This is a genomic window from Streptomonospora nanhaiensis (assembly GCF_026642255.1).
In the GTDB taxonomy this organism is placed as follows: domain Bacteria; phylum Actinomycetota; class Actinomycetes; order Streptosporangiales; family Streptosporangiaceae; genus Nocardiopsis; species Nocardiopsis tropica.
The window spans coordinates 6,435,022-6,458,035 of sequence record NZ_CP113264.1; the positions used below are offsets into that span (position 1 = coordinate 6,435,022).

18 protein-coding genes and 3 tRNA genes are annotated in these 23,014 nt (G+C 73.7%); 3 read left to right on the forward strand and 18 right to left on the reverse strand.

The features are described from left to right. Positions 1 to 953: 953 nt before the first annotated feature. Complete coding sequence (gene rplL, locus OUQ99_RS27660) at positions 954 to 1,337, reverse strand: 50S ribosomal protein L7/L12 (RefSeq protein WP_267946698.1); 384 nt, start codon at positions 1,335 to 1,337, stop codon at positions 954 to 956. A 97-nt stretch (positions 1,338 to 1,434) separates the two neighbouring features. Continuing rightward, complete coding sequence (rplJ, locus tag OUQ99_RS27665; protein ID WP_267946699.1) at positions 1,435 to 1,962, reverse strand: 50S ribosomal protein L10; 528 nt, start codon at positions 1,960 to 1,962, stop codon at positions 1,435 to 1,437. A gap of 678 nt (positions 1,963 to 2,640) precedes the next feature. On the opposite strand from rplJ, the gene OUQ99_RS27670 reads away from it, so the two are divergent. Next, positions 2,641 to 3,483, forward strand: coding sequence for a hypothetical protein (locus OUQ99_RS27670; protein ID WP_344180386.1), 843 nt, complete (start codon positions 2,641 to 2,643; stop codon positions 3,481 to 3,483). Between the two features lie 81 nt (positions 3,484 to 3,564). Here OUQ99_RS27670 and rplA read toward each other — a convergent pair whose 3' ends face one another. From rplA to OUQ99_RS27695, 5 genes are all read right to left on the reverse strand, one after another. Further along, positions 3,565 to 4,242, reverse strand: coding sequence for a 50S ribosomal protein L1 (gene rplA / locus OUQ99_RS27675; protein WP_267946700.1), 678 nt, complete (start codon positions 4,240 to 4,242; stop codon positions 3,565 to 3,567). Between the two features lie 122 nt (positions 4,243 to 4,364). Beyond that, the gene (rplK, locus tag OUQ99_RS27680; RefSeq protein WP_267946701.1) at positions 4,365 to 4,793 is read right to left on the reverse strand and encodes a 50S ribosomal protein L11; all 429 of its coding nucleotides are present in this window, start codon (positions 4,791 to 4,793) and stop codon (positions 4,365 to 4,367) included. Positions 4,794 to 5,080: 287 nt separating this feature from the next. Further along, on the reverse strand, positions 5,081 to 5,878 hold the full coding sequence (nusG, locus tag OUQ99_RS27685) for a transcription termination/antitermination protein NusG (RefSeq protein ID WP_267946702.1): 798 nt from the start codon (positions 5,876 to 5,878) through the stop codon (positions 5,081 to 5,083). A gap of 170 nt (positions 5,879 to 6,048) precedes the next feature. Beyond that, on the reverse strand, positions 6,049 to 6,303 hold the full coding sequence (gene secE, locus OUQ99_RS27690; protein WP_267946703.1) for a preprotein translocase subunit SecE: 255 nt from the start codon (positions 6,301 to 6,303) through the stop codon (positions 6,049 to 6,051). Positions 6,304 to 6,403: 100 nt separating this feature from the next. After that, positions 6,404 to 6,476 (reverse strand) — tRNA-Trp (locus tag OUQ99_RS27695). A 206-nt stretch (positions 6,477 to 6,682) separates the two neighbouring features. Here OUQ99_RS27695 and OUQ99_RS27700 point away from each other — a divergent pair. Together OUQ99_RS27700 and OUQ99_RS27705 are read left to right on the forward strand one after the other, a co-directional pair. Beyond that, the gene (locus OUQ99_RS27700; protein ID WP_267946704.1) at positions 6,683 to 7,891 is read left to right on the forward strand and encodes a pyridoxal phosphate-dependent aminotransferase; all 1,209 of its coding nucleotides are present in this window, start codon (positions 6,683 to 6,685) and stop codon (positions 7,889 to 7,891) included. 112 nt (positions 7,892 to 8,003) lie between these two features. Continuing rightward, positions 8,004 to 9,089, forward strand: a complete 1,086-nt coding sequence (locus OUQ99_RS27705; protein ID WP_267946705.1) for an adenosine deaminase — start codon at positions 8,004 to 8,006, stop codon at positions 9,087 to 9,089. On the opposite strand, the gene OUQ99_RS27710 is transcribed toward OUQ99_RS27705, so the two are convergent. The 11 genes from OUQ99_RS27710 to OUQ99_RS27760 all read right to left on the reverse strand — a co-directional run bounded on the left by OUQ99_RS27710 (position 9,052) and on the right by OUQ99_RS27760 (position 22,874). Then, positions 9,052 to 9,645, reverse strand: a complete 594-nt coding sequence (locus OUQ99_RS27710; RefSeq protein WP_267946706.1) for a TMEM165/GDT1 family protein — start codon at positions 9,643 to 9,645, stop codon at positions 9,052 to 9,054. The two genes, OUQ99_RS27705 and OUQ99_RS27710, sit on opposite strands and share 38 nt — an antisense overlap. Positions 9,646 to 10,048: 403 nt before the next feature. Further along, positions 10,049 to 11,158 (reverse strand): UDP-N-acetylmuramate dehydrogenase, encoded by a 1,110-nt coding sequence (locus OUQ99_RS27715; protein ID WP_267946707.1) that lies wholly within the window; start codon positions 11,156 to 11,158, stop codon positions 10,049 to 10,051. Between the two features lie 27 nt (positions 11,159 to 11,185). Continuing rightward, positions 11,186 to 11,611, reverse strand: coding sequence for a MaoC family dehydratase (locus OUQ99_RS27720; protein WP_267946708.1), 426 nt, complete (start codon positions 11,609 to 11,611; stop codon positions 11,186 to 11,188). Positions 11,612 to 11,642: 31 nt separating this feature from the next. Beyond that, the gene (locus tag OUQ99_RS27725) at positions 11,643 to 12,086 is read right to left on the reverse strand and encodes a MaoC family dehydratase N-terminal domain-containing protein (protein WP_267946709.1); all 444 of its coding nucleotides are present in this window, start codon (positions 12,084 to 12,086) and stop codon (positions 11,643 to 11,645) included. A gap of 134 nt (positions 12,087 to 12,220) precedes the next feature. Further along, entirely contained in the window at positions 12,221 to 12,385 is a 165-nt protein-coding gene (gene rpmG, locus OUQ99_RS27730; protein ID WP_013156089.1) for a 50S ribosomal protein L33, read from the reverse strand. A 102-nt stretch (positions 12,386 to 12,487) separates the two neighbouring features. Next, a tRNA-Met gene (locus OUQ99_RS27735) sits at positions 12,488 to 12,563 on the reverse strand. Positions 12,564 to 12,663: 100 nt separating this feature from the next. Then, a tRNA-Thr gene (locus OUQ99_RS27740) sits at positions 12,664 to 12,739 on the reverse strand. 228 nt (positions 12,740 to 12,967) lie between these two features. Continuing rightward, positions 12,968 to 15,070 carry an AAA family ATPase gene (locus OUQ99_RS27745; RefSeq protein WP_378553440.1) on the reverse strand — a complete coding sequence of 701 codons (2,103 nt, stop codon included), beginning with the start codon at positions 15,068 to 15,070 and terminating at the stop codon, positions 12,968 to 12,970. Between the two features lie 292 nt (positions 15,071 to 15,362). Beyond that, on the reverse strand, positions 15,363 to 20,015 hold the full coding sequence (locus OUQ99_RS27750; RefSeq protein WP_267946710.1) for an SbcC/MukB-like Walker B domain-containing protein: 4,653 nt from the start codon (positions 20,013 to 20,015) through the stop codon (positions 15,363 to 15,365). Further along, positions 19,969 to 21,351 carry a TIGR02678 family protein gene (locus tag OUQ99_RS27755; RefSeq protein WP_267946711.1) on the reverse strand — a complete coding sequence of 461 codons (1,383 nt, stop codon included), beginning with the start codon at positions 21,349 to 21,351 and terminating at the stop codon, positions 19,969 to 19,971. The genes OUQ99_RS27750 and OUQ99_RS27755 overlap by 47 nt, the downstream gene beginning before the upstream one ends. Continuing rightward, entirely contained in the window at positions 21,351 to 22,874 is a 1,524-nt protein-coding gene (locus OUQ99_RS27760) for a DUF2397 family protein (RefSeq protein ID WP_267946712.1), read from the reverse strand. The genes OUQ99_RS27755 and OUQ99_RS27760 overlap by 1 nt, the downstream gene beginning before the upstream one ends. Between the last annotated feature and the right edge of the window lie 140 nt (positions 22,875 to 23,014).

Genomic DNA, 23,014 nt, shown 5'->3' on the forward strand with positions numbered 1-23,014 from the left:
AAGGCTTGTGGCGGTTGAAGCGCGCACGCCAGACGATCCGTCACGAGAGGGACCGCCGCAACGCGGTTGAGACGGTCACATCGAGCGGGTGACGGGCCACCGTATGTCCAGAAATGGGATGGGTGGCAGCCGTGCACCGGCACAGGGATCACCAAAGGGCAGCGCAAAAGAGCAGTGTAGCCGAACACCACACCGCTGTCCACTCACGGTCCACAGCGCAACTCACGACACCGGCAGGATCACCCGTGAAGGGCGATCCGTCAAGCCCGGCCGTCGTCCCGCGCGGCCCGCGACGGAGAACCTCCGACCGTGGACCAGCCCCTCCGCCGTCTCCGGCACAGGGGTGTCCGGCCTCGGGCCGTCTGCCCGTCCGCTCCCCCGAGGGGGAGCCGTCCGCCGACGGACCGGCTCCGGTCCGCCGTCCCTCACAACCCTCGGGATCGCCCTCGACCGGGATCGGTGGAGCTGGCGCGCCTGCCCTGGCCCCAGGGGGTTGTGAGCCCGTCGGACACCCGAAAAGGTTCCCCCGCGGGGGGCGGGTAAACCCTCTCCCGGGGCCTCGTCGGGATTCCCGGGACGGGAGATTACCGCGTCCGGGGGACAGTTCGCACACGCGGCCCCTGACCTGGTGCTCCCGAACCGCCCCAGCTTCGCACACCCGGCGGAGCGAACGGCGTCGGAACACGGCGCACCCGGGGAGAGGGGACCTTCGTCGCACGGGTCCGGGACCAGGGGCCCTGTCGCGGGGGGCGCGGGGAGGGGCTGGGAGGGGCGGGGCGCCGCCGGGGAGCGCGGGGGGCCGCCGCCGCACCCGCGGGGCGCGGCACCCGGGCCGAGGGGGCCGGGCCCCCGCGCCCCACGGCCGGGCCCCGGGAACGCGAACGCGGCCGCCCCTCCCGGAGGAGGGACGGCCGCGTGGAGCAGACCAGCGGGCCTGTGCGGCCCGCGGAGGACTACTTGAGGGTGACGGTGGCGCCGGCGCCCTCGAGAGCGGCCTTGGCCTTCTCAGCGGCCTCCTTGTTGACGCCCTCGAGCAGCGGCTTCGGAGCGTTGTCGACCAGGTCCTTGGCCTCCTTGAGACCCAGGCTCGTGAGGCTGCGGACCTCCTTGATGACCTGGATCTTCTTGTCGCCGGCGGACTCGAGGACGACGTCGAACTCGTCCTTCTCCTCGACCTCGGCCGGAGCGGCACCCGCGGGGCCGGCGACGGCGACGGCGGCCGGGGCGGCAGCGGTGACGTCGAACTTCTCCTCGAAGAGCTTCACGAAGTCGGCCAGCTCGAGAAGGGTCATCTCCTCGAAAGCGGCAAGCAGGTCGTCGTTGCTGAGCTTCGCCATGATGCGGTTTCTCTTTCTCTACAGACACGCGCGCCTGTCGGCATCACGTGCGAGCCTTCGGCGGGGCGCCCTCGGCGCCCGCCGCGGTTCAAAAGGTTCAGGCAGCTTCCTGGGAACGCTTGTCCGCCAGGGCCTGCGCGAGGCGCACGGCCTTGGAGGGAAGCGCCTGGAAGACGGCGGCGGCCTGGCCCTGCTTGGCCTTGAGCGCGCCGGCAAGCTTCGCGAGGAGAACCTCGCGGGACTCCAGGTCGGCCAGCTTGGTGATGTCCTCGGCGCTCATCGACTTGCCGTCGATGATGCCGCCCTTGATCACCAGGGGCGAGTTCGCCTTCGAGAAGTCGCGCAGACCCTTGGCGGCCTCGACCACGTCACCGTGGACGAAGGCGATGGCGGACGGGCCCACCAGAAGATCCTGGATCTCCTGGTCGACGCCGGCCTCCTTGACCGCGATCTTGGTCAGCGTGTTCTTGACGATGCGAAAACGCGCGTTCTGGCCGAGGCTGTTGCGCAGGTCGGTGATCTGCGCGACAGTGAGCCCCCGGTATTCGGTCAGCACGGCGCCGCTCGACTCACGGAATTCCTCCGTGAGTTCGGCGACCGCGGCTGCCTTGTCCGGCCTCGCCATGGGACTCCTTCCAACATTGACTTCGATCCCGCGCCTGACGGCGGGGTGTCCCGCACCTCGCGGGGCGGAGTTCCTGACTCGTGCGCCGGAAACCGCCCCGGGCGGACTCGGAACGGACCCGCTCCGGCTCCGCCTGCCTTCCGGCCGGGGCCCGGTGGACCACCGGTACCGGCCGGTGCGGGTACGAGCGCCGGTCGGTTCCCAAGGACTCGCGCGATCGGCGTCAGCACGAGAAAAAGCCCCGAGCGCCAGGCGCACGGGGCACGACCGCGTTCTCTCGGCGCGGAGTGCGCGCCCGGAACGGGAAAGCTCTAGTGACACCTGCGCGGGCGCCCATCGCGGATGGGTCCTTAGGGCCACCCCTGCGGGTGGCGACCAGCGGTCTTCGGCAGCCTCCATCGTAACCGAAGCCCGGGGGTGCTCGTCCCCTCCGGCGGAACCGCCGGTGTGATCGCGCGCACCCCGCGCACGCGCGGGGACCGTCGGTACATGTGCCGGACCGGCTCCAGGCTGTCCGCGCGCCCCGCGCACGCGCGGGAACCGTACGGGGAGACCGGCCGTCGAAGGGGCACTCGCGAATAATCGACCGATATGTCGGTTGTGTGCGGGAAGATGTCTCCCGGGCGCCCCCGCTCCCGGACGCGCCCGTCCCCCACCCGAAGAAAGCGGAACACCTTCGTGAAGACGCGTATGCCCTCCCTGCTCACGGCGGGAACCCTCGCCCTCGCCCTCACCGCCTGCGGCGGCGGCGCCCCGGAGGAGGAGGCGGTCGAGGTCGAGGCGGCAGAGGAGCCCGGAGAGGGCGGCGGTGTCCTGGACATGCTCGCCGAGCTCGCCTCGAGCACGCAGGAGGTCACCAACTACACGCTGGACCTCGACCTGTCCATGCCCGACCCCGAGCTCGGCACCGTGGACATGACGATGACCTACGAGGTCATGGACGACCCCGAGGCCGCGCAGGTCACCATGGTGATGCCCTTCGTCGGCGAGATGCTGCTGGAGCTCGCCGCCCTGGGCGGGGAGGACCCCGGCCTGACGGCCGAGGAGCTCGGCACGACCGTCCTCATCGTCCCCGCGGAGGGCGAGTCCCTGGTGTCCAACCACAACGGCCTCCAGGAGGTCGACACCCCCTGGGCCCGCGGCGTCCAGGACACCGCGGAGCTGGGCCCGCAGGAGATGTTCGACATCGCCTCGCTGCCCGACCTGGTCGGCGCCTTCGCCGAGATCGACCAGATCGAGGCGGCCGGCACCGAGGAGGTCGGCGGTGTCGAGACCACCCTCGTCGAGGGCACGATGACCACCGAGGAGATCGACGCCCTGGACGCCGAGCAGAAGCTCGCCGTGCTGGAGCTGATCGGTGACGTCAGCGGCTCCGTCGACGTGTCCATCTGGGTCGGCCGGGACGGCTTCCCGATGCGCCTCGACTTCTCCGACGAGGAGGCCGACGTGTCCATGGTCTTCTCCGAGCTGGGCGAGACCTCCTTCGAGATCCCCGGCGAGGACGAGATCACCGACCTGTAGGGGCCCGGTACGAGGAACGGCCCCCGCGTCCGGTGGACGCGGGGGCCGTCGCCGTCTGCGGGACGGCTACGCGGAAGGACGTCAGGCGTCGAGCGGGATGCTCGGGCCCATGGTCGTGCTGACCACGGCCTTCTTGATGTAGCGGCCCTTGGCGGCGGACGGCTTGAGGCGGTTCACCTCGTCGATCGCGGCCTGGTAGTTCTCCAGGAGCTGCTGCTCGCCGAAGGAGGCCTTGCCGATGATGAAGTGCAGGTTCCCGTGGCGGTCCACGCGGAACTCGATCTTGCCGCCCTTGATGTCGGTCACGGCCTTGGCCACGTCCGGGGTGACGGTGCCCGTCTTCGGGTTCGGCATCAGGCCGCGCGGGCCGAGCACGCGGCCCAGGCGGCCGACCTTGCCCATGAGGTCCGGGGTGGCGACGACGGCGTCGAAGTCGGTGTAGCCCTTGGCGACCTTCTCGATCATCTCGTCGTCGCCGATGATGTCGGCGCCGGCGGCGAGAGCCTGCTCGGCACGCTCACCGGTCGCGAAGACCAGGACCCGAGCGGTCTTGCCGGTGCCGTGCGGCAGGTTCACGGTGCCACGGACCATCTGGTCGGCCTTGCGCGGGTCGACGCCCAGGCGCAGGGCGACCTCGACGGTCGAGTCGAACTTGGAGCTGGAGGTCTCCTTGGCGAGCTTCACGGCCTCGGCGGGGCCGTGGAGCTTGTCGCGGTCCACCAGTTCGCTGGCTTTGCGGTAGGTCTTGCTGCGCTTCACGCTGTTCTCCTAGGGAACGTGTGGTCGTCGGGCCAGCGCCTGGCCCTGCCACGGTGGTTCTTGAACGTCGAGCGTCCCCGGTCGCCCCGCCCCGCCTGGGGTCGGCGCCACCGTGCGGGGGGCTACTTGACCTCGATGCCCATCGAACGGGCGGTGCCGGCGACGATCTTGGTCGCGGCCTCGATGTCGTCGGTGTTGAGGTCGGGCAGCTTGGTCTGCGCGATCTCGCGGACCTGCTCGGCGGTGATGGAGCCGGCCGTGGTGCGACCCGGGTCGGTGGCGGCCTTGTCCAGCCCGGCGGCCTTCAGGATCAGCTTCGGCGCCGGAGGCGTCTTGGTGACGAAGGTGAAGGAACGGTCCTCGTAGATGGAGATCTCTACGGGGATGACGTTGCCGCGCTGAGACTCCGTGGCAGCGTTGTACTGCTTGCAGAAGTCCATGATGTTGACGCCGTGCGGACCGAGAGCGGTACCAACGGGCGGCGCCGGGGTCGCCTGACCGGCGGGGAGCTGCACCTTGACGAGTGCGGCAAGTTTCTTCTTCGGAGGCATATCGGGTCCTTTGCCTGATCTGCGTTGTGTGCTGGTCCCTGGCCTCCCCGCGGCGCCGTGCGGTCGTGGCGATCGCGGCGGCACCGCTGCCGAAGGAGGCGCGGCCCCGCGCCGGAGGGCGCGGGGGCGACGGCCCGCCGGGACCTGGCGGGCCGTGACGTGCCCTGCCTGGGCGGGGCACGAGAGTGGGTCCACCGCGAGGGTGGACCCACCAAGTCTATGTCGCCGTGACGAGTGCCTTGACGGTCGTCCTGCGGGCACGGCGCCCCGCCGGACGGCGGCCCGGGTCAGATCTTGGCGACCTGGGTGAAGGACAGCTCGACCGGCGTCTCGCGGCCGAAGATCGACACCAGCACCTTGAGCTTCTGGGTGTCCGGGTTGATCTCGCTGACCGTGGCGGGCAGCGTGGCGAACGGGCCCTCCATGACCGTGACGGACTCGCCGATCTCGTAGGCCACGTCGGAGCGGACCTCGCCGCCGGCGCGGGCCTTCTGCGCCTGCTCCGGCTCCTGCTCCGGCTCGGGCGCGAGGAGCTTGGCGACCTCGGTCAGGCTCAGCGGGGCGGGCTTGTTGGACAGGCCCACGAAGCCGGTGACGCCGGGGGTGTTGCGGATCGCCGACCAGGACTCGTCGGTCAGGTCCATGCGGACGAGCACGTAGCCGGGCAGGACCTTCTCGGTGACCTGCTGGCGCTTGCCGCTCTTGACCTCGGTGACCTCGTGCTCGGGCACCTCGACCTGGAAGATGTAGTCCTCCATGTTGAGGGACTGGGTACGGCTCTCGACGTTGGCCTTGACCCGCTTCTCGTAGCCCGCGTAGGTGTGCACGACGTACCAGTCGCCGGGCAGCAGGACCAGCTCGTTCTTGAACTCCTCGACGGGGTCGAGGCGCGGGGCCTCCTCGGCCTCCTCCTCGCCCTCGTCTTCGGCGTTCTCGTCCGCGTCGCCGGTCAGAGCAGGGCTGTCGTCGTCGGCCTTGTCGGCCGCGTCCTCGGACAGCTCGCCCGCCAGGCCGGTCTCTTCCGCAGACGACTGATCCGGCTCCTCATCGGGGAAGTCGTCAGAGGTCAGTGGGGACTCGGACACGGCTGCTCTTTCTCTCGTCGGATGCGCTCTGCGGAGCGACGCACGCCGAACAGCGGTCTGCGTCGAACCCAGTCATGCCAGCTTACGGTCTGTCCGGGCGGCGCGGGACCGACGCGCGGACGAGTGGGGCCGCGCCCCGGTCGTCCGGAGGCGCGGCCCAGAAGTCTCGGTCAGACGCCCGCCGGGCGGCCGAAGGTGCCGTAGAGCCAGGTGATGGCCTCGCCGAAGCCCCAGTCCAGGAGCGAGACGTAGCCGAGGACGACCACCACGAAGACGAGGACGACGATGGTGTAGGTCACCAGTTCGCGGCGCGTGGGCCAGCGAACCTTGCGCAGCTCACCGACGACCTGCTTGGTGAACGTCACCGGACCGGTACGACGCTTCGGCTCCTTGTCGGGCTTCGCGTCGGCGTCAGTCTGTGTCACCTGGGGTCCTTAGGGTCGCGGGCTGCCAGAAATCCCCGTAGTTCCGATGCCCCGTGCGGAGTGCCGGCCCGGAGGCCGCCACTCCGCTCGCGCGGACTTGCAGGGCAGGAGGGACTCGAACCCCCAACCGCCGGTTTTGGAGACCGGTGCTCTACCAATTGAGCCACTGCCCTTGACGGAAACTGCGCTCCCACCATAGCCGGTCGCCGCGCGCTACGCACACTGATGGCCCGGTAACACCTGGGCCACGACCGTTCGGCGCGACCGAGTGTATGCCCATTCGCCCGATCTGACCAAACCGCCGGAGGACCGGCGCCCCCTCCGGAGGCGCCTGGCGGGCTCCCGGTCCGGGACGGGCCCGCGTGGCACCATGGGCGCCATGAGCGACCGACCCCGTGTCTCCGCACGCATCAGCGCCGTCTCCGAGTCCGCCACCCTCGCCGTGGACGCCAGGGCCAAGGCCATGAGGGCGGAGGGCCGCCCCGTCATCGGCTTCGGCGCGGGAGAGCCCGACTTCCCGACGCCCGACCACGTCGTCGAGGCGGCCGTCGCGGCGGCGCGCGACCCGCGCTTCCACCGCTACACGCCGGCGGGCGGCCTCCCCGAACTGCGCGAGGCCGTCGCGGAGAAGACCCGGCGGGACTCCGGCTACGCGGTGGAGCCCTCGCAGGTGCTGGTGACCAACGGCGGCAAGCAGGCCGTCCACGAGGCCTTCGCCGCCATGCTGGACCCGGGCGACGAGGTCCTCCTGGTCGCCCCGTACTGGACCACCTACCCCGAGTCGGTCAAGCTCGCGGGCGGCGTGCCGGTCTTCGTCGTCACCGACGAGAGCACCGGGTACATGGCGGGCGTGGAGCAGTTGGAGGCCGCGCGCACCGAGCGCACCAAGGTCCTGGTGTTCGTGTCCCCGTCCAACCCGACGGGCGCCGTCTACCCGCGCGAGCAGGTCCGGGCGATCGGCCGCTGGGCGGACGAGCACGGCCTGTGGGTCCTCACCGACGAGATCTACGAGCACCTGGTGTACGGCGGCGCCGAGTTCTCCTCCCTGCCCGTGGAGGTTCCGGAGATCGCCGACCGCACCGTCGTCGTGAACGGCGTCGCGAAGACCTACGCGATGACGGGTTGGCGCGTGGGGTGGATCATCGGCCCGAAGGACCTGGTCAGGGCCGCCTCCAACCTCCAGTCGCACGCCACCTCGAACGTCGCCAACGTCTCGCAGGCGGCCGCCCTGGCCGCCGTCTCCGGCGGCCTGGCCGCCGTGGAGGAGATGCGGGAGGCCTTCGACCGCCGCCGCAGGACGATGGTCCGGATGCTCGGCGGGATCGACGGCGTGGTCTGCCCGGAGCCGCGGGGCGCGTTCTACGCGTACCCGTCCGTGAAGGGCGTGCTCGGCAGGGAGGTGCGCGGCAGGACGCCCCGGACCTCCGCGGAGCTGGCCGAGCTCGTCCTGGAGGAGGCCGAGGTCGCCGTGGTGCCCGGCGAGGCCTTCGGCACCCCCGGCTACCTGCGCCTGTCCTACGCGCTCGGCGACGAGGACCTGGCGGAGGGCGTGGGGCGGCTCCAGAGGCTGCTGGGCGAGGCGCGGTAGCGGACGGCCCCCGCCCGTGCGGAGCGCGGCCCGGGGCGCCCGTCCGCGGCCCCGGCGCGGCAAGTACGGCGTCCTGGCACCGGGGGCGCCCGCGATACGGCAGGCTTGGTTCATGGAGACACCGACCACCGCTCGCCGATTGGACCGGCTGCCCAAGGCCCACCTGCACCTGCACTTCACCGGCTCGATGCGGCACTCGACCCTGGTCGAGCTCGCCGGGGAGCGAGGAGTGCACCTTCCCCAGGCCCTGGTCGAGGAGTGGCCTCCCCGGCTCCGGGCCACGGACGAACGCGGCTGGTTCCGCTTCCAGCGCCTGTACGACATCGCCCGCTCGGTGCTGCGCAGGCCGGAGGACATGTACCGGCTGCTGCGCGAGGCCGCCGAGGACGAGCGCGAGGCCGGGTCCGCCTGGCTGGAGATCCAGGTCGACCCGAGCGGGTACGCGTCCCTCTTCGACGGCCTCACCGCCACCCTGGAGCTGATCCTGGACGCGGCCCGCGCCGCCGAGCGCGACACCGGCGTGGCCGTCGGCCTGATGGTGGCCGCCAACCGGACCAGGCACCCCCTCGACGCCAAGGCCCTGGCGCGGCTGGCCCGGCAGTACGCGGGCAAGGGGGTCGTCTCGTTCGGGTTGAACAACGACGAGAGGCGCGGGCGCGCACGCGAGTTCGAGGGCGCCTTCAGGATCGCCCGCCGGGCCGGCCTGCTGTCGGCCCCGCACGGGGGCGAGCTCCAGGGGCCGCGCAGCGTGCGCGAGTGCCTGGACGAGTTGAGCGCCGACCGGATCGGGCACGGCGTCCGCGCCGTGGAGGACCCGTACCTGGTCGAGCGGATCGCCACCCAGGAGGTCACCCTGGAGATCTGCCCGACCTCCAACGTGGGCCTGGGCGTGTACGAGGACCTGGAGCACCTGCCCCTGCGCAGGCTCTTCGAGGCGGGGGTCCCGATCGCCCTGGGGACCGACGACCCGCTGCTGTTCGGCCCCCGCCTGGTGGAGCAGTACCGGATCGCGCGCGAGGTGTTCGGCTTCTCGGACGCCGAGCTGGCGGCGCTGGCGGGGATGTCGATCCGCGGGTCGGGCGCGCCGGACGCGCTGAAGAAGGAGCTGCTGGGCGGGGTGGAGGCCTGGCTGGCCTCGGAGCCCGAGCCCGTGCCGGACGCTACGCCAGGAGCATCCAGGCCCCCTGGCCGAGCATGACCGCTCCCGCCCCGAAGAACAGGACGGCGGCGCCGATCCGGATGGCGCGCTCGGGGAGCTTCTTGCCGAGGGCCGCGCCGAGGGCGATGGCGATGGCGTCGGCGGCGACCATGCCGAGGGTCGAGCCGATCCAGACGGGGAGCCAGTGGTGCTGGGTGCCGACCGTGATGGTGGCGAGCATGGTCTTGTCGCCGAGCTCGGCGACGAGGAAGACCACGAAGACGGTCATGAACGCGGAGCGGATGCGCCTGGAGGCGGCGCGCCTCTCGTCGTTCTCGGTCATCTCGTCGCCGCGCAGGGTCCACAGCCCGAAGAAGAGGAAGGCCGCGCCGGCGACGAGGGTGAGCCAGTCGGTGGGGATGGCGGCGCCCAGGACCTCGGCGAGGAGCACGCTCCCGGCGTGCACGACGAGGGTGGCCGCGGTGATGCCCAGGAGGACCGTCAGGGCCCGGTAGCGGGTGGCCAGCGACATCGCGACGAGTTGGGTCTTGTCGCCCATTTCGGCGATGAAGATGGCGACGGCGCTGAATCCGAGGCCCGCGAGAAAAGCGGTCATGCGTCTGCCTCCGTACGAGGTGTGCAGGGCGGAAGGAGGCGGAGAGCGCCCCTTCAACCCGGTCGTCCTGAACCGGGTCAAAGGTCTCGTCCGCCCGCCGCGCCGGAATGCGGCTCCCGTTCCACCGGGGGCCTCCTCGTCGGTTCGGGCTCGTACGACCGGGCCGTGGGGCGGCCAGTGTGTCGATCGCACGCATTGGGGACTACTCCCCTTCGACACCCGTACTTTATGCCGAAAGAACGGCGAATGGCAATTCATTGCCTCTTCGCATTTCTTTATTCGGAGCGACTCATAAACGAGTTCGGTTCACCGAACTTCTTTCTTGGGGAAAGGCCACTCCGTTGTGCGGCACGGCGGCCCCCGACCGCCCGCGGACCGGTGCGGCGGTCGGGGGCGCGAGGCGTCAGAGGGAGACGCCGACCATCACGGGCTCGTTGACCAGGCGGACCCCGAAGGCCTCCTCGACGCCGTCGCGGACGTCCCGGGCCAGGGCCAGGAGGTCCTCGGTGGTGGGCGCCCCCGGGACGGTGGTGAGGGCGAGCACGTGCTTGGAGGAGACGCGGGCGGTCCCCCTGGCGTGGCCGCGGAACCCCGCCCGGTCGATGAGCCAGGCCGCGGACAGCTTGACGTTGCCGTTCCCGTCGGGGTGGCCGGGCATCCCGGCGTCCGCGCCGAGCCGCCGGTCCGCCCGTGCGCGCACCTCGGCGAACTCCTCGGCCGTGACCACCGGGTTGGTGAAGAAGGAGCCGGCGCTGCGGGTGTCGGGGTCGTCGGGGTCCAGGACCATGCCCTTGCCCCTGCGCAGGCCCAGGACGGTCTCCCTGGCGCGCTCCAGCGGCACCCTGTCCCCCGCTTCGGCACCCAGGGTACGGGCGACCTCCGCGTAGGCGATCGGGCGGCTGAGCTTGGCCCGGCGGAGGGCGAACACGACCTCGCACACCACGTACCGGTCGTCGCCCTTGAAGGCGCTGTCGCGGTAGGTGAACCCGCACTCGGCGTTGCCCAGGACGCGCCGCTCGCCGGTCCGCCGGTCGTAGACCAGCACCTCGCGGATGGTCTGGCTGACGTCCTGGCCGTAGGCGCCGACGTTCTGGATGGGGGTGGAGCCGACCCGGCCGGGGATGCCGGAGAGGAACTCCAGGCCGTTGAGCCCCTCGGCGACGGTGCGCTCCACGAGCGGGTCCCACTCGACGCCCGCCTCGGCGCGCAGCAGCACGACGGGCTCCCCCGTCCCGGGGTCGGTGTCGCCGGTCTCCTCGAAGGAGGCCCCGGGCGTGTCCACGAGGACCACGGTGCCCGGGAACCCGTCGTCGGAGACGACCAGGTTGCTCCCGCCCCCCAGGACGAGGACGGGCTCCCCCGCGGCGTCGGCCGCGGCGACCGCCCCGACCAGCTCGTCGGTCGTACGGGCCGTCCGGGAGGTCGTCGCCGGGCCGCCGAGGCCGAGCGTGGTGTGGTCGCAGAGCCAGAGGACCTGGTTCTGGGGGGCCTCGTTCTCGTGGACTGTGGACACGGTCACCTCACTGCTTCGCTACTGCCGTCAGGCCAGGCGGACGACGGCTTTGGACTGCACCAGGACCTTCGCGCCGCCGGAGCGGGCGGTCAGCAGGACCGTGACGGTGCCGTCGTCGTTCTTGGACTTGACCTTGCCGCCGACGGTGATCTCGGCCCCCTCGTCGTCGTCCGGGACGACCACGGGCGCGGAGAAGCGCACCGAGTAGTCGACGACGCAGCCGGGGTCCCCGGTCCAGTCGGTGAGCACCCGCGCGGCCTCGGCCATCGTGAACATGCCGTGGGCGATGACGTCGGGGAGCCCGACGGACTTGGCGAAGCGCTCGTTCCAGTGGATGGGGTTGAAGTCGCCGGAGGCGCCCGCGTAGCGGACGAGGTCCAGGCGGCGGACCGGGAAGGTCCGCTCGGGCAGCTCGGTGCCGACCTCGACGTCGGCGTGGCTCAGCCTGCTCACGATCGCGTTCCTCACGTTCCTGTGGATGGGGTCACTCGCCGCGCACGACGAGCATCATCGTGGTGGTGACCACGTGTTCGCCGTCGGCGTTGTCGGCCACGGTCTCCAGGGTGAGCAGTTCGTTGCCGCCGAGGGACTTGATGCCCGTGATGCGGGTGACGCTGCTGAGGACGTCGCCGGCGTGCAGGGGCCGGCTGTAGTGGAAGCTCTGGTCGCCGTGCACGACACGGGAGAAGTCGACCCCCAGCTCCGGGTCGGCGATGGCCTGCGCGGACCCGGCCATGCCCAGGATCACGGGGAAGGTGGGCGGCGCGATCACGTCGGGGTACCCGGCGGCCTTGGCGGAGGCCGTGTCGGTGTACACCGGGTTGGGGTCGTTGACCGCCTCGGCGAACTCCCGGATCTTGCCCCGGGTCACCTCGTAGGACTCCGGCGCGGGGTACTCCCGGCCGAGGTAGTCAGGGTTGATCGCCACGCTCTCCCTCTCCTGGTTCTGCAACGCGGGCCGGAGGGGCCCGGATACGCGAACAGCCCGGTGAGCGGATCGCTCACCGGGCTGGAAGTCTATGAGAAGCTCACGTCGGCCTCAGCCGCGCCGCTCGCGAGGACCTAGCGGGTCTCGCGGTGCTCGTTGTGCTTGCGGCAGTTCGGGCAGAACTTCTTGATCGCGAGCCGATCGGGGGTGTTCCGACGGTTCTTGCGCGTGATGTAGTTACGGTGATTGCACTCCTGGCAGGCCAGGGTGATCTTCGGCCTCACGTCTGTGGCAGCCACTTCGGAGTGCCTTTCTCGCTGGAAACAGTACCTAGTGCGCAGTAGAACACTGCAAAGCGCCCGCGACGACCCCTGAGAACAGTGTCCCAGGGGTCAACGGGTTGGTAGCGGGGGCCGGACTTGAACCGACGACACAGCGATTATGAGCCGCTTGCTCTACCGACTGAGCTACCCCGCCCCGATCAACGGAACCCGGCCCCCGTGGGGACCGGTCCCGGTTCAGGCCGGTAGATGCTCCACCGGCCACCCACCTGAGTGGACCGGACCTCGTCAAGTGGTGGAGCCCCTTTACGGAATCGAACCGTAGACCTTCTCCTTACCATGGAGACGCTCTGCCGACTGAGCTAAAGGGGCGCGCTGTGGGGCTTGTGTCGACCGCCCCGGGGGTGTTGCCCCCTTGCGCTGGTCATGACTATACAGGGATTCGGGGGTGGTCTGCCAAATCAAAGGCGCCGGCGGCCCCGGCCTCCCGGACCGGCGGAGCGAAACCCCTGTTCGGAGCCGGTTTCCGGCCCTTCCGCGAGTCCGCATGTGATCCGGGCCGCTCCCGGCGTCCCTGGGCCGGGACGCCGGGGCCGGGCGTCAGAGCGCCCCGTCGGACACCCACACGTTGGACATGGCGTCCCTGTTGAGGGTGCGGATGGTCGCGGGCAGCCCGAGGCGGCGCAGCGCGTCGGAGAGCCGGGTGTCGTGCGTGAACACGATCAGCTGCCGGTGGCGGCCCACCTCCGCCAGGACCGAGGACAGCCCCTCGACGGTCTCGGTGTCCATCGCCTGGACGGGGTCGTCGAGCAGCAGGAAGCCGAACGGGTTGCCCTCCACCAGGGTGCGGGGCAGGCAGATGGACAGCGCCAGGGCCTGGAACTCCCCCTGGCTGAGCAGGCCGGGCGCGCTGGTCTGGTCGTCGACCCCGTCCACGGTCACGTCCACCTCGACCCGCCTCCGGGCGCCGCGCCCGATCAGGCGCATGCCCTGGAGGTCGATGTGGCGTTCCTGGCGCAGCCGGAACCACACCTGCTCGGCCTGTGAGGCGACCGGGCCGAGCCGTTCCGCCCGCAGGCCCCGGGCCTGGTCCGCCAGCCAGTTGAGGGCCGCCTCGGCGCTGTACAGGACGTCCCTGGCGCGGAGGGCGTCCTGCGCTTCGTCCAGCCAGGCGGCGAGCCGCTCGGCGAGGTCGCCCCAGCCTCCGCTGGGGTCCTCCAGCCGCTCGGTCGCGTCCCGGCGCGCGCTGATGGCGGCGGAGCGGAGCCGGCGGCCGACCGCCTCGATGTGCTCGGCCAGCTCGGCGAGGTCGGTGATGTCGGAGCCGGACTCCCACAGCGCCCACACCTGGCCCAGCTCGCTCTCCGGCGGCAGCCACCCGGGGACGGGGGAGAGCAGGAAGCGGGCCTGGTCCCGGGCGGCCGCGGCGCGCTCGTAGGCGGCCGAGGCCGGGGCGGCCTGGGTGCGCAGGGTCCTCAGCTGGGCGTTGGCCCTGCGGGCCCAGTCGGCGCCGAGGGCCCCCGGCGCGGAGCAGGTGGGGCAGGTGGTGTCGGAGGGGTGCCGCTTGTGGTGCTCCAGCGCCTGTTCGAGGAGCTGGACGACGCCGTGGGCGTGGTCGCCCTTGCTCCCAGCGGCCATGGCGAGCTCCATGGACGCCCCGCGCAGCTCGTTGACGACGTCGGCGATGACGGTCCGCTCGGGGACCGAGAGCCGCCGCAGGCGCCGCAGGACGACGTGCAGGGCGGGGTCGCTGGGCCCGTCGTCCTCGGCGATCCGGCGGAGCGCCTCGATGTCGAGGTGCTGCGCGCCGAGGAGGTGGACGGCCTGGGCGGCCCGGGGGTCGCCGGAGCCCCGGAGCGCGTCGACCAGGCGGCCGAGCTCCCGCGAGGGCCGGTCGCGCCGCTTGGCCAGGGAGTCGCAGACCTTGGCGAGCCTGCGCTCGGCCTCGGCCAGGCCGGTGAGGCCCAGGAGCGCGGTGAGCGTGTCGTAGAGCTCGGCCGAGCGCCCGGTGACGGTGCGCCCGAGCTCGTCGTAGGAGAGGAAGGGGCGGTAGCGGACGAGGCTCTCGCCCCAGTCGAGGGTGCGGAGCGGGGCCACCTCGCCGTTGGGTCGGACCACCTCGCCGCGCGCGGAGCGCACGCTCTCGCCGGTCCAGCGGCGGGTGATCCGGGTGGGGCCCTCGTCCCCGGCGACGTGGATGTCGACGGTCGCCTCGGTGCGTTCGTCGTAGTGCAGGTTGCGCCAGCCGTCCCGCCACCCGGTCGGCATCGCGTCCCAGCGGGGGTTGCGCCCGGTGAGGGCGGCCTCGGCCGCCTCCGCGAAGCTGGACTTGCCGGAGCCGTTGCGGCCGACGATGACGGTGAGCCCCGGGCCGGGCGGGAAGGTCAGCTCGGAGGGGCGTCCGATCCCGCGGAAGCCCTGGACACGGATACCGGTGAGGTAGGAGCGGCGGACCCGGCCCGGCGGCGCCGGCGCCGCCGACGGCCCGCCGGCGGCCGGGTCGGGGATGTGCTCGCCCTCGAGCAGCGCGGCGAGGGCGTCCTCGCCCCACAGTGCGGCGGTGACCCATGACCGGACCTCCCGTGGCAGCCCGGAGGCCGCCAGGGCGTCCAGGAGCGAGGTCGTGGTGGGGTCGTCCCCGGCCGGCGGGGCGCTCTGCGCGTCCGCACCGCCACCGTCGAACGTCTCGGGTACCCGAGTCACCTTCGTCACCCCGCTCTGTTGTCGTTGCCGCACAAGCAGACTAGGACAGGTGGGGAGGAAGCATTCGTGGTTCCCCCCTTCCCGGGCGCGCGGATCCGCTCCCGGCCCCGCCCGCCCGCAGGGGCCGGGCGGCGCTCCCCGGAGGGCTCTCCGCGCGGCGTCCGGCCGCCCCGCGCCGTCCCCGCGCGGGCAATGTGCGCTCCCCGTCCCCGGCCGGGGACGGGCCTGCGGGCGGCGTGCCCGGGAGGGGACGCGCGCCGGGGCCGGAGGGCCCCGGGACGGGCCGCCGCGCTCACACGCCGACCAGGCGCCTCCTGCTGCCGTCCCACGTGAAGTGCAGTGTCGCGATGCCGGGGACGTTGGGGTCGCGCAGGCACTCGTAGATGTTGAGGCTCGGCACGCTGGCGAAGCAGCCCCACACGCGTTCGGAGGTCAGCACGAAGTCCAGGTCCAGTTCGACCAGGAGGCCGAGGAGGCGCCCGTGGGTGGGCTCGTCGACCTTCGCGAACGCGTCGTCCAGCAGGATGAGCCTGGGCGCCCACGAGGCGCGCGCGGCGAGCGCGTCGAAGTGCGCCGCCGCCGCGGCGAACAGCACCAGGTAGGCGACCACGCGCTGCTCGCCCTGGCTGAGGGCGGTGCGGTGGCTCAGGCGGCGCTCGTCGCCCGCGCCGTCGGTCACGTAGACGGTGAACGTGAACCAGGACCTGTAGTCGAGGGCGGCCCGCAGCTGGGCCCCGCCGGTGGCCGTGGGGTCCAGGCGGCGGATCGCCTCGATGCAGCGGCGCAGGGCGTCGCGCAGGCGGGTGGTCTGCACGCGGGTGCGCTCCTCGGCGGGGGTCGCCAGGAGCGGGACGACCGCCTCGACGTCGGCGCCCGCGTCGGGGGCCAGCCTCCAGTCCAGGCGCACGCCGAGGCCGGCGGAGGTGGTGACGTCCTTGAGGACGTCGTTCATGGTGGTGATGAGGGCGCGGGCCTCGTCGATCTGGCGGGCGAGGTGGCCGGCCAGCTCTCCGAGCAGGTGGCGCTCGAAGGCCTCCTCCTCGGCCACCGCGACGGCCTCGTCGGCGCGGCCGGCGGAGGCGGTGATCCGCTCGGCGTAGGCGGTGACGTCGTGGGCGCCGTCCTCGTCGTGGACCGTGAGGCGCTTGAGGCCGCGCGGCTCGCTGAGCTCGGTGCGGGTCTGCGCCCACCCGGCGGAGGTGAGCAGGCGGTGCAGGTCCTCGCGGCTGCTCAGGATGGCGCTGTCGTCCACCTCGGGCGCCCCGGCCTCCACCTGGGCGGCGAGGCCCTCCTCCAGCTGTCCGACGAACGCCTCCAGCAGGGCGAGCCGGGCGTCCGGGCCGGGCACGGGCGGCCCGGCGGGGTCCGCGTCCGGCTCCCCGCCGTGGAGGGCGGAGTGGGCGAGGTAGGCGGTGAGGGGGCCGTCGTCCGCGGCGCAGGCGTCCAGGCCCGCGGCGCCCAGCAGGACGGCGTCCGGCACGTCGGTGTCGTCGATCCCCGTGCCGCCGGGGAGGGAGACCGCGCGGGCGAGCCGCTCCCCCGCCGTGAGGGCGCGGCGCACCTGCTCGGCGCGCTCCTGGGTGGCGGCGACGAGCCGCGCCTCGGCGCCGACCCGCTCGTCGCGGGCGCGCTGGGCCCCGCGCTCGAGTTCGGGCAGCCGCCGGGACGCCTCGTCGGCCCTGGCCCTGACCTGGTCCCGGGCCGCGTCGATCTGCTCGCCGGGCACGCCGCGGGCGCGGTCGCCGAGCTCGAACTGGCGGCGGACGGTGATCATGTCGTCGATGGCGGCGGCCCTGGCGTCCTCGGCCAGGACCCGTTCGGCGCGGGCCGCCCTCCACCCGGCGACGTGGTGCTCGTGGTCGGCCAGCTCCCAGGCGAGGACGTCGAGGTCCTTGAGCCCGGAGCCGACGAGGACGCGCAGGTGGTCGAGGGCGCGCAGGGCGCTGTCCAGCTCGGCGCGGACGCTCGGCAGGGCGTTGACGTCGGCCGAGGTCCGCAGGCGGGAGCGGATGTCGAGGAGTTCGGCGCGGCACTCCTCGGCGGCGCGGCCCGCGGTCGCGTGGGCGCGGCGGGCGGCGGCGACGTCCTCGCGGGCGACGTCCAGGACCGCCCGGGCGCGGATGAGCGGGGAGGCGTCCGGCAGGCTCCGGGACACCTCCAGGAGTTCGGCGTAGGACTGCTCGACGGCCCAGCGGCGCTCCCCCGCCTCGGCGAGGAGGGCCTCGGCGATGGCCATGCGCCGGTCGGTGTTGGCCGACTGGCGGTCGCGGGCCCGTTTGCGGGCGGCCTCGCCGATGTACTCGGGCTCGCTCTTGTCGTGGGAGCCGGAGGCCACGCCGAGGCGCCAGCCGCCGGTGAGCGACATGGAGCTGACGGTGGCGACGGAGCTGTCGCGTCGGTGCTTGGCCTCGGTGTCCTCGGCCGTGCCCGGCACGGGTTCGTCCTCGGAGTGCAGGGCGATGGACGAGAGCAGGGTGCGGAGGCTGTCGTGGTTGACGCCGCGGTCGGGGGCGGCGACCGGGACGAGCACGTCGAGGAGGGTCCTGCCCTTGGCCTGCCGGGCGGGCGTGACCAGGATGTCGCGGGTGCCCGGGTCGTGGAGGGAGCCGTCCGCGCGGATCCACCCGGCGAGCAGTCCGCTGGCCTCCAGGGCGGCCTCCAGCCCGGCCTGTTCGCGGGTGCTGAGCCCGTCGGCGAAGTCGACGGCCAGGTAGAGGGGGGCGCCCTCGCCCCGGGGGCGCGGGTAGGTGGCCCACGGCGGGCGCTCCGGGGCGTGCTCGGCGTTGCCGGTGCGGCGCTCGGCGAGCTCGGCCAGTTCGTCGGAGAGCTGGCCCTCCTCGTTGACGGCGACGTCGCGCCGGGCGCGCAGGTCCTCCAGGAGGGGGGCGACGGCGTTGTTCGCGAGGCGGGAGACGGTGGAGGGCACGTCGGGGTCGAGGACCCTCAGGGAGTCGGTGATGGGCAGCTCGACGCTGCCCTCCAGCTCGTGGACGGCGTCGCCGAGCGCGTGGGCGTGGCTGGACTCCCGCAGGCGGGCGGCCCAGGCCCGGACCCCGTCGGCGTAGGCGGCGCTCTCCTCGCGCAGCGCGGCGACGGCGGCGCCCTCGCGGTCGTGGGCGTGTTCGAGCACGGCGTCCGCGCTCTCGGCCTCGCTGGTCAGGGCGACGAGGCGGCGGTCGGCCGCCGCCTCGGCCGTGGTGAGGCCGGTGAGGCGGGCGGCCAGGTCGGCTCGCTCGGCGGACCGCTCCGCCGCGTGGGAGAGCTGGTCGTGGAGGCGTCCGAGGCGGTCGCGCAGGTCGTCGAGGTCGATGCCTTCGACGGGCTCGCGCTCGACGGCCTGTTCGAGCCCCTGGAGGTCGACCCGGGTGGCGCTCTCGCGCGGGGCGTGGACGGTGTCGAGCGTGTCCGGGACCTCCCCGAGGAGGGCGGGGTCGATCCCGGCGGCGGTGGCCGCGCGGGTGGCCTCGGCGTGGGTCTGGCGCAGGATGTCGAGCGCGCGGTCGATGGCGGCGGTGTCCTCGCCGAGCCGTTCGACGGTGTGCCGTTCGACCCGCTCGGCGTGCTCCGCGGCGACCCAGGCGGCCTCGGCGGCCCTGATGTAGGCGCCGACGGCGGCGTCGTAGGCGCGGCGCTCGTTCCCCGTGGCGGTGGCGGCGTTGTTCCGGGCCGCGGCGAGGGTGCCGTCGTCGGCCTCGGCGGTGTCGCGGGTGCGCCGGGCCTGGTCGCGCTCCTCGGAGATCCGGCTCTCCTCGGTGATGAGCCGGTCGAGTTCGGCGCGCAGGCGCTCGGTCTCGGCGGTCCGGCCCGCGGCGGCGTCGATCTGCTCGCGGACGTCGGCGGCGCGCGACCGGAGTGCGTGGACCAGGTAGCCGCGGTAGTCGTCGAGGAAGGCGGTGACCCCGGCCCCCGCCTCGCCGAGGGCGGTCTTCTCCGCCCGGGCCTGTTCGAGGTCGGCGATGTTGCGGGCGACCTCGTCCAGGACCGACTCGTCCATGGGCGGGAGGGCCTCGGAGAGGACGCCGACGAGCTCGCCGGCCTCCAGGCGGTCGCCGATGGTGGGGCGCCGGAGCCGGTAGAGGAGGTGGATGAGGTTGCGGTAGCGGACGGAGTCGTCGATGCCGAACAGGTCGTGCATCACGCGGGCCCGGTAGGGGACGGCGCTGGTGAAGCAGTTGTCCGCGCCGATCTCCGAGCGGAGCCGGTCGACGGGCTTGGGGCGGCCGTCGGTGACGAGTTCGAGGTCGTGTCCGACCCGGCGGTCGGTGACGAAGAACACGCAGCGCGGGTCGGAGTCGCCGACGGCCATGACGGCGGCGCCGAGGGTCAGGTGGCTCGGCCGGCCGCCCGGGGCGCCCGGTCCGGTCTGCTCCGCGGCGGGTCCGGGGCCCGGCGTCGCGGCGGCGAGGAGGGCGGACGCGCCGGCCGTCCCGGACGCGGCGAGCAGGGCGGAGGCGCTGTTGGGCCCGGTGGTGGCGCGGGCGGCGGCGTCGAGGCCGCGGTCGCCGCGGTCGGTGGTGAACTCGACCCACAGGTAGCCGAGGCGGGTGACGGGGCCGGTGTCGCCGTCGGCCTGCTCGGGCCCGGCCTCGTCGGCGGCCTCCTCGGGGCCGCCGAGCAGGTCGGGGCCGGTCTCCTCCGGCTCGGGCCGGCGTCCGGCCCGGGGGTCGTCGGCCATGAGCCAGCGCAGGCTGGTGCGGTTGGTGCCGGTGGTGTCCAGGCGGCGCACGTCGCCGTCCAGCAGGAACGGGAGCAGCATCTCCAGCGCCTTGGACTTGCCCGCGCCGTTGCGTCCGCGCAGCAGCAGGCGGCCCTCGGCGAAGTCGAGGACGTGGTCGTCGTACTGCCAGACGTTGCGGATGCCCGCGCGTTCGAGGCGGTAGCGCGGGGTGTCGGCGGGGTCAGCCGGAACTGCCCCCGGGGCCTCGCTGGTCTCCTGTGTCACCACTGGTCGCGCTCACCTTCTCGTTCGCCACCGCTTGCAGCACGGACGTCACCCGGCTCAGGTCGCCTCGGGGATCGGCGGGAGCGTCGGGCGGACCGTCTTCGTGGCCGGACCCGCGCGTCGGGGCGGCGTGCGTCCGGCTGTCTTCGCCATTGTCCTGGATCGGGGGGACGCGCTCGTCCACGTCGGCCCCGTACCGCGCCGCCGCGGCGGTGAGCCGCCACTCGCCGGGGCCTCCCCGCAGGAGTCCGAGGTCGGTCAGCAGGGTCGTGACGCGGGCGCTCAGCCGGTCCGGGTCGGGCACCTCGGGGCCGGCGGTGCGGGCCCACTCGGTCCGCGCGGGGGCGTCGGGGCCGCCCAGGGCGTCCAGAGCGGTGCGCAGTTCGCGGTCGGGCACGGGGACGGAGGTGGCGGGCATGCCGGGGTGCAGACGGCCGGAGAGGTGGCGGACGAGGGCGAGGGCCACCTGGCCGACGGGGTCGTCGGAGGGGAAGGCCGGGCGGGCGCCGGCCTCGTCGGGCATCACCATCGCGACGCCCTCGGCGCGCACCTCGGCGTCGCAGCCGAGCAGGTTGCCGAGCGCGGCGGCGGCCCGCCACTGGTGCGCGGCGAGGCGGTCCCTCTGGCGGTCGGGGAGATCCTCGCGGTAGACGACCGCGGTCTCGGCGAGGAGGCGGCGCAGGGCGGTCTCGCCCTGGTGTTCGCCGTCGGGGTCGGTGTCGACGGCGCTCGCGAGGAAGGAGTCCGGGTCGTCGGAAGCCTGCGGCAGGTGGGCGGCGACGGCGCGGACGACCGGTGTGCGGGGGCGGAGGGCCGGGTCCGCGGCGGCGTCGGCCCCGTGGTCGGCGACGCGGCCGGAGGTCTCGGTCAGCGCGCCGAGCGCGACCAGGTGTTCCAGGGCCGCGCAGAAGGCGCGGCGCTCGCCGAGCCCGCGGCCGGGATCGGCGTCGATCCCGGCCTCGTGCGCGGCGGCCCGGACCCGGAGGGCGAGCGCGCGGACGGTGGTGGGCCCGGTCTCCTCGACCAGGACGGCCAGGGCCAGCGCGAGGTAGGTGTGGGTGCGCGGCGTGAAGCGGGCCCCGTTGGCCCGGGTGGGCCGGTGGACGGCCTCGTCGACGAGGCCGCGTTTGACCAGCCGGGCGTGGTCGTCGCCGACGTCGAGCCGGTACCCGAGCACGCGCTGGAAGCGCTGGACGAGCCACTCGGCGTGGGAGCGCACGAGGGACAGCTCCGCCGGATGGGCGGCCCGGGTCAGCAGCGGGTGCGCCAGGAGCGCGCGCGCCGCGGACTGGCGTTCGCCGATGAGCGCGGCGTCCTCGCTGTAGGCGTCCGTCTCCATCACCCCCACGGTCGGGTCCGGTCGGCGGACAGGTCGATCGGCCCCGTGGTCTCGACGTCCGGGTCCGGCCCCGGCAGGCCGCCGGCGGTTCCGGGCGCCTCGGCGGAGGGCGCGGACGGGTTCCCGACGGTACCCGGTCCGGGCCGCGGATCCCCCGTCACGGGGGCGTCGGCAGGGAGGGGCGCTCCGTCGTCGGTCCCGGGTCCGGTCGGCTCCTGCGCGGGCCGGCGCCCGCCGTCGGGCCCGGCCGGGGCGGTCCGTGTCCCGCCGTCCCCGGGCCCCGCGGACGGGGTGGCGAGGAGGCCGCGGACCGGGGGGGCGTCGTACCGGGGGGTCGTGCGGCCCGGGGGTTCCGGGGCGGGCGTGTACGGGGTGGACGGGTCCAGGGGGTCCGCGGCGGGCGAGTACCGGGACGGCGGGTCCAGGGGGTCCGGGCCCAGGGTGTGGGGGGCGTCAGGGGCCGCCGGGGCCGGGGTGTACGGGGCGGGCGTGTACGGGGTCGACGGGTCCAGGGGGTCCGCCTCCGTGGGGTCCGGAACCGTGGACGCGGGGTCCTGCGCCGGGAGGTGCGGGTCCTGTGTCGGGGCGTCCGCCGGGTCCCGGTCCGGAGGGGGCGGGGCCGGGGCGTACGCGGCCGCCGGGTACAGCGGGTCCGGGCCGAGGGGGTGCGGGGCGGAGTCGTCCGACGCGGCCGTACCCGGGGCGTCCTGCTCGGGGACGGGCGTGTACGGGGTCGACGGGTCCAGCGGGTCCGGATCGAGGGGGTGCGGCTCGGGGGCGGGCGCGGTCACCGGGTCCCCGGAAAGGGGACCGGAGCCGGTCCGGGCCGCGGGCGGGGCCCACCCCGCGGGCGCGAGGAGGCCCGGGAATCCGTCGTCCTCGACGGTGTGCTGGTCGTAGGAGGTGACGCGCAGGCGGAGTCCCTCCAGGGTGAGTTCCCCGCCCTCGCCCCGGATGGTGACCTCGGCCCCCGGGGCGGCGCCGACGTGCAGGCGCAGGGAGAACTCCAGGTCGCCGGCGGAGGTGGGGCGGCGGCTGGCGTCCCCGGAGCCGAGGGCGGCGGTGAGGAGCTCCATGAGGACCTCCATCCCGGCTCCGGACAGGTCCAGGCGCGCCCGCAGCGGGGTGGGCTCGGCGAGCAGGGCGCGGATCTGCGAGGCGCCCGCGCGGCGCCAGTGGGCGGAGGACTCGGCGGCGTCGCGCAGGCGGGCCTGCTGCGCGCGGTGGTCGCGGACGGGCTCGGGCAGCCGGGAGCCCGGGTGCTCGGTGACGGTGCTGCGGTCGGGGGCCGCCTGCCACCAGCTGGTGGTGGCGGCGACGCCCTCGTCCGTCTGCCCCTCCAGGTGGAGGGCCGGGTGCAGGCCGTAGGCGGCGGTCGCGAGGGCGTCGGCCCGGTCGGGGTCGGCCTCCTCGAACCAGGAGGCCAGGCGCAGCAGAGCCGCGCGGCCGTGCCGCGGCCCCGGCCGTCCGCCGGCGCCCTGTACGTCGTCCCCGCGGGTGTCCGCGCGCTCGTTGAGTGCCACAACTCAGCAGACTAGAGACCTCCCGGGCGCGCCACGCCCGGTTCCGGCCTGTCCGGTCCCGCCGACCTGCCCCTACCACCCACTCTGACCAGGAGGTTTGTGCATTTTCGGAACTTTAGGACGATTCTTGGGGGCCGTGG

What these genes read in the sequence shown, in the direction of transcription:
- rplL (WP_267946698.1), bottom strand. Translation starts at nt 1,337, where the DNA reads ATGGCGAAGCTCAGCAACGACGACCTGCTTGCCGCTTTCGAGGAGATG.
- rplJ (WP_267946699.1), bottom strand. Translation starts at nt 1,962, where the DNA reads ATGGCGAGGCCGGACAAGGCAGCCGCGGTCGCCGAACTCACGGAGGAA.
- rplK (WP_267946701.1), bottom strand. Translation starts at nt 4,793, where the DNA reads ATGCCTCCGAAGAAGAAACTTGCCGCACTCGTCAAGGTGCAGCTCCCC.
- OUQ99_RS27700 (WP_267946704.1), top strand. Translation starts at nt 6,683, where the DNA reads ATGAGCGACCGACCCCGTGTCTCCGCACGCATCAGCGCCGTCTCCGAG.
- OUQ99_RS27705 (WP_267946705.1), top strand. Translation starts at nt 8,004, where the DNA reads ATGGAGACACCGACCACCGCTCGCCGATTGGACCGGCTGCCCAAGGCC.
- OUQ99_RS27710 (WP_267946706.1), bottom strand. Translation starts at nt 9,645, where the DNA reads ATGACCGCTTTTCTCGCGGGCCTCGGATTCAGCGCCGTCGCCATCTTC.
- OUQ99_RS27755 (WP_267946711.1), bottom strand. Translation starts at nt 21,351, where the DNA reads ATGGAGACGGACGCCTACAGCGAGGACGCCGCGCTCATCGGCGAACGC.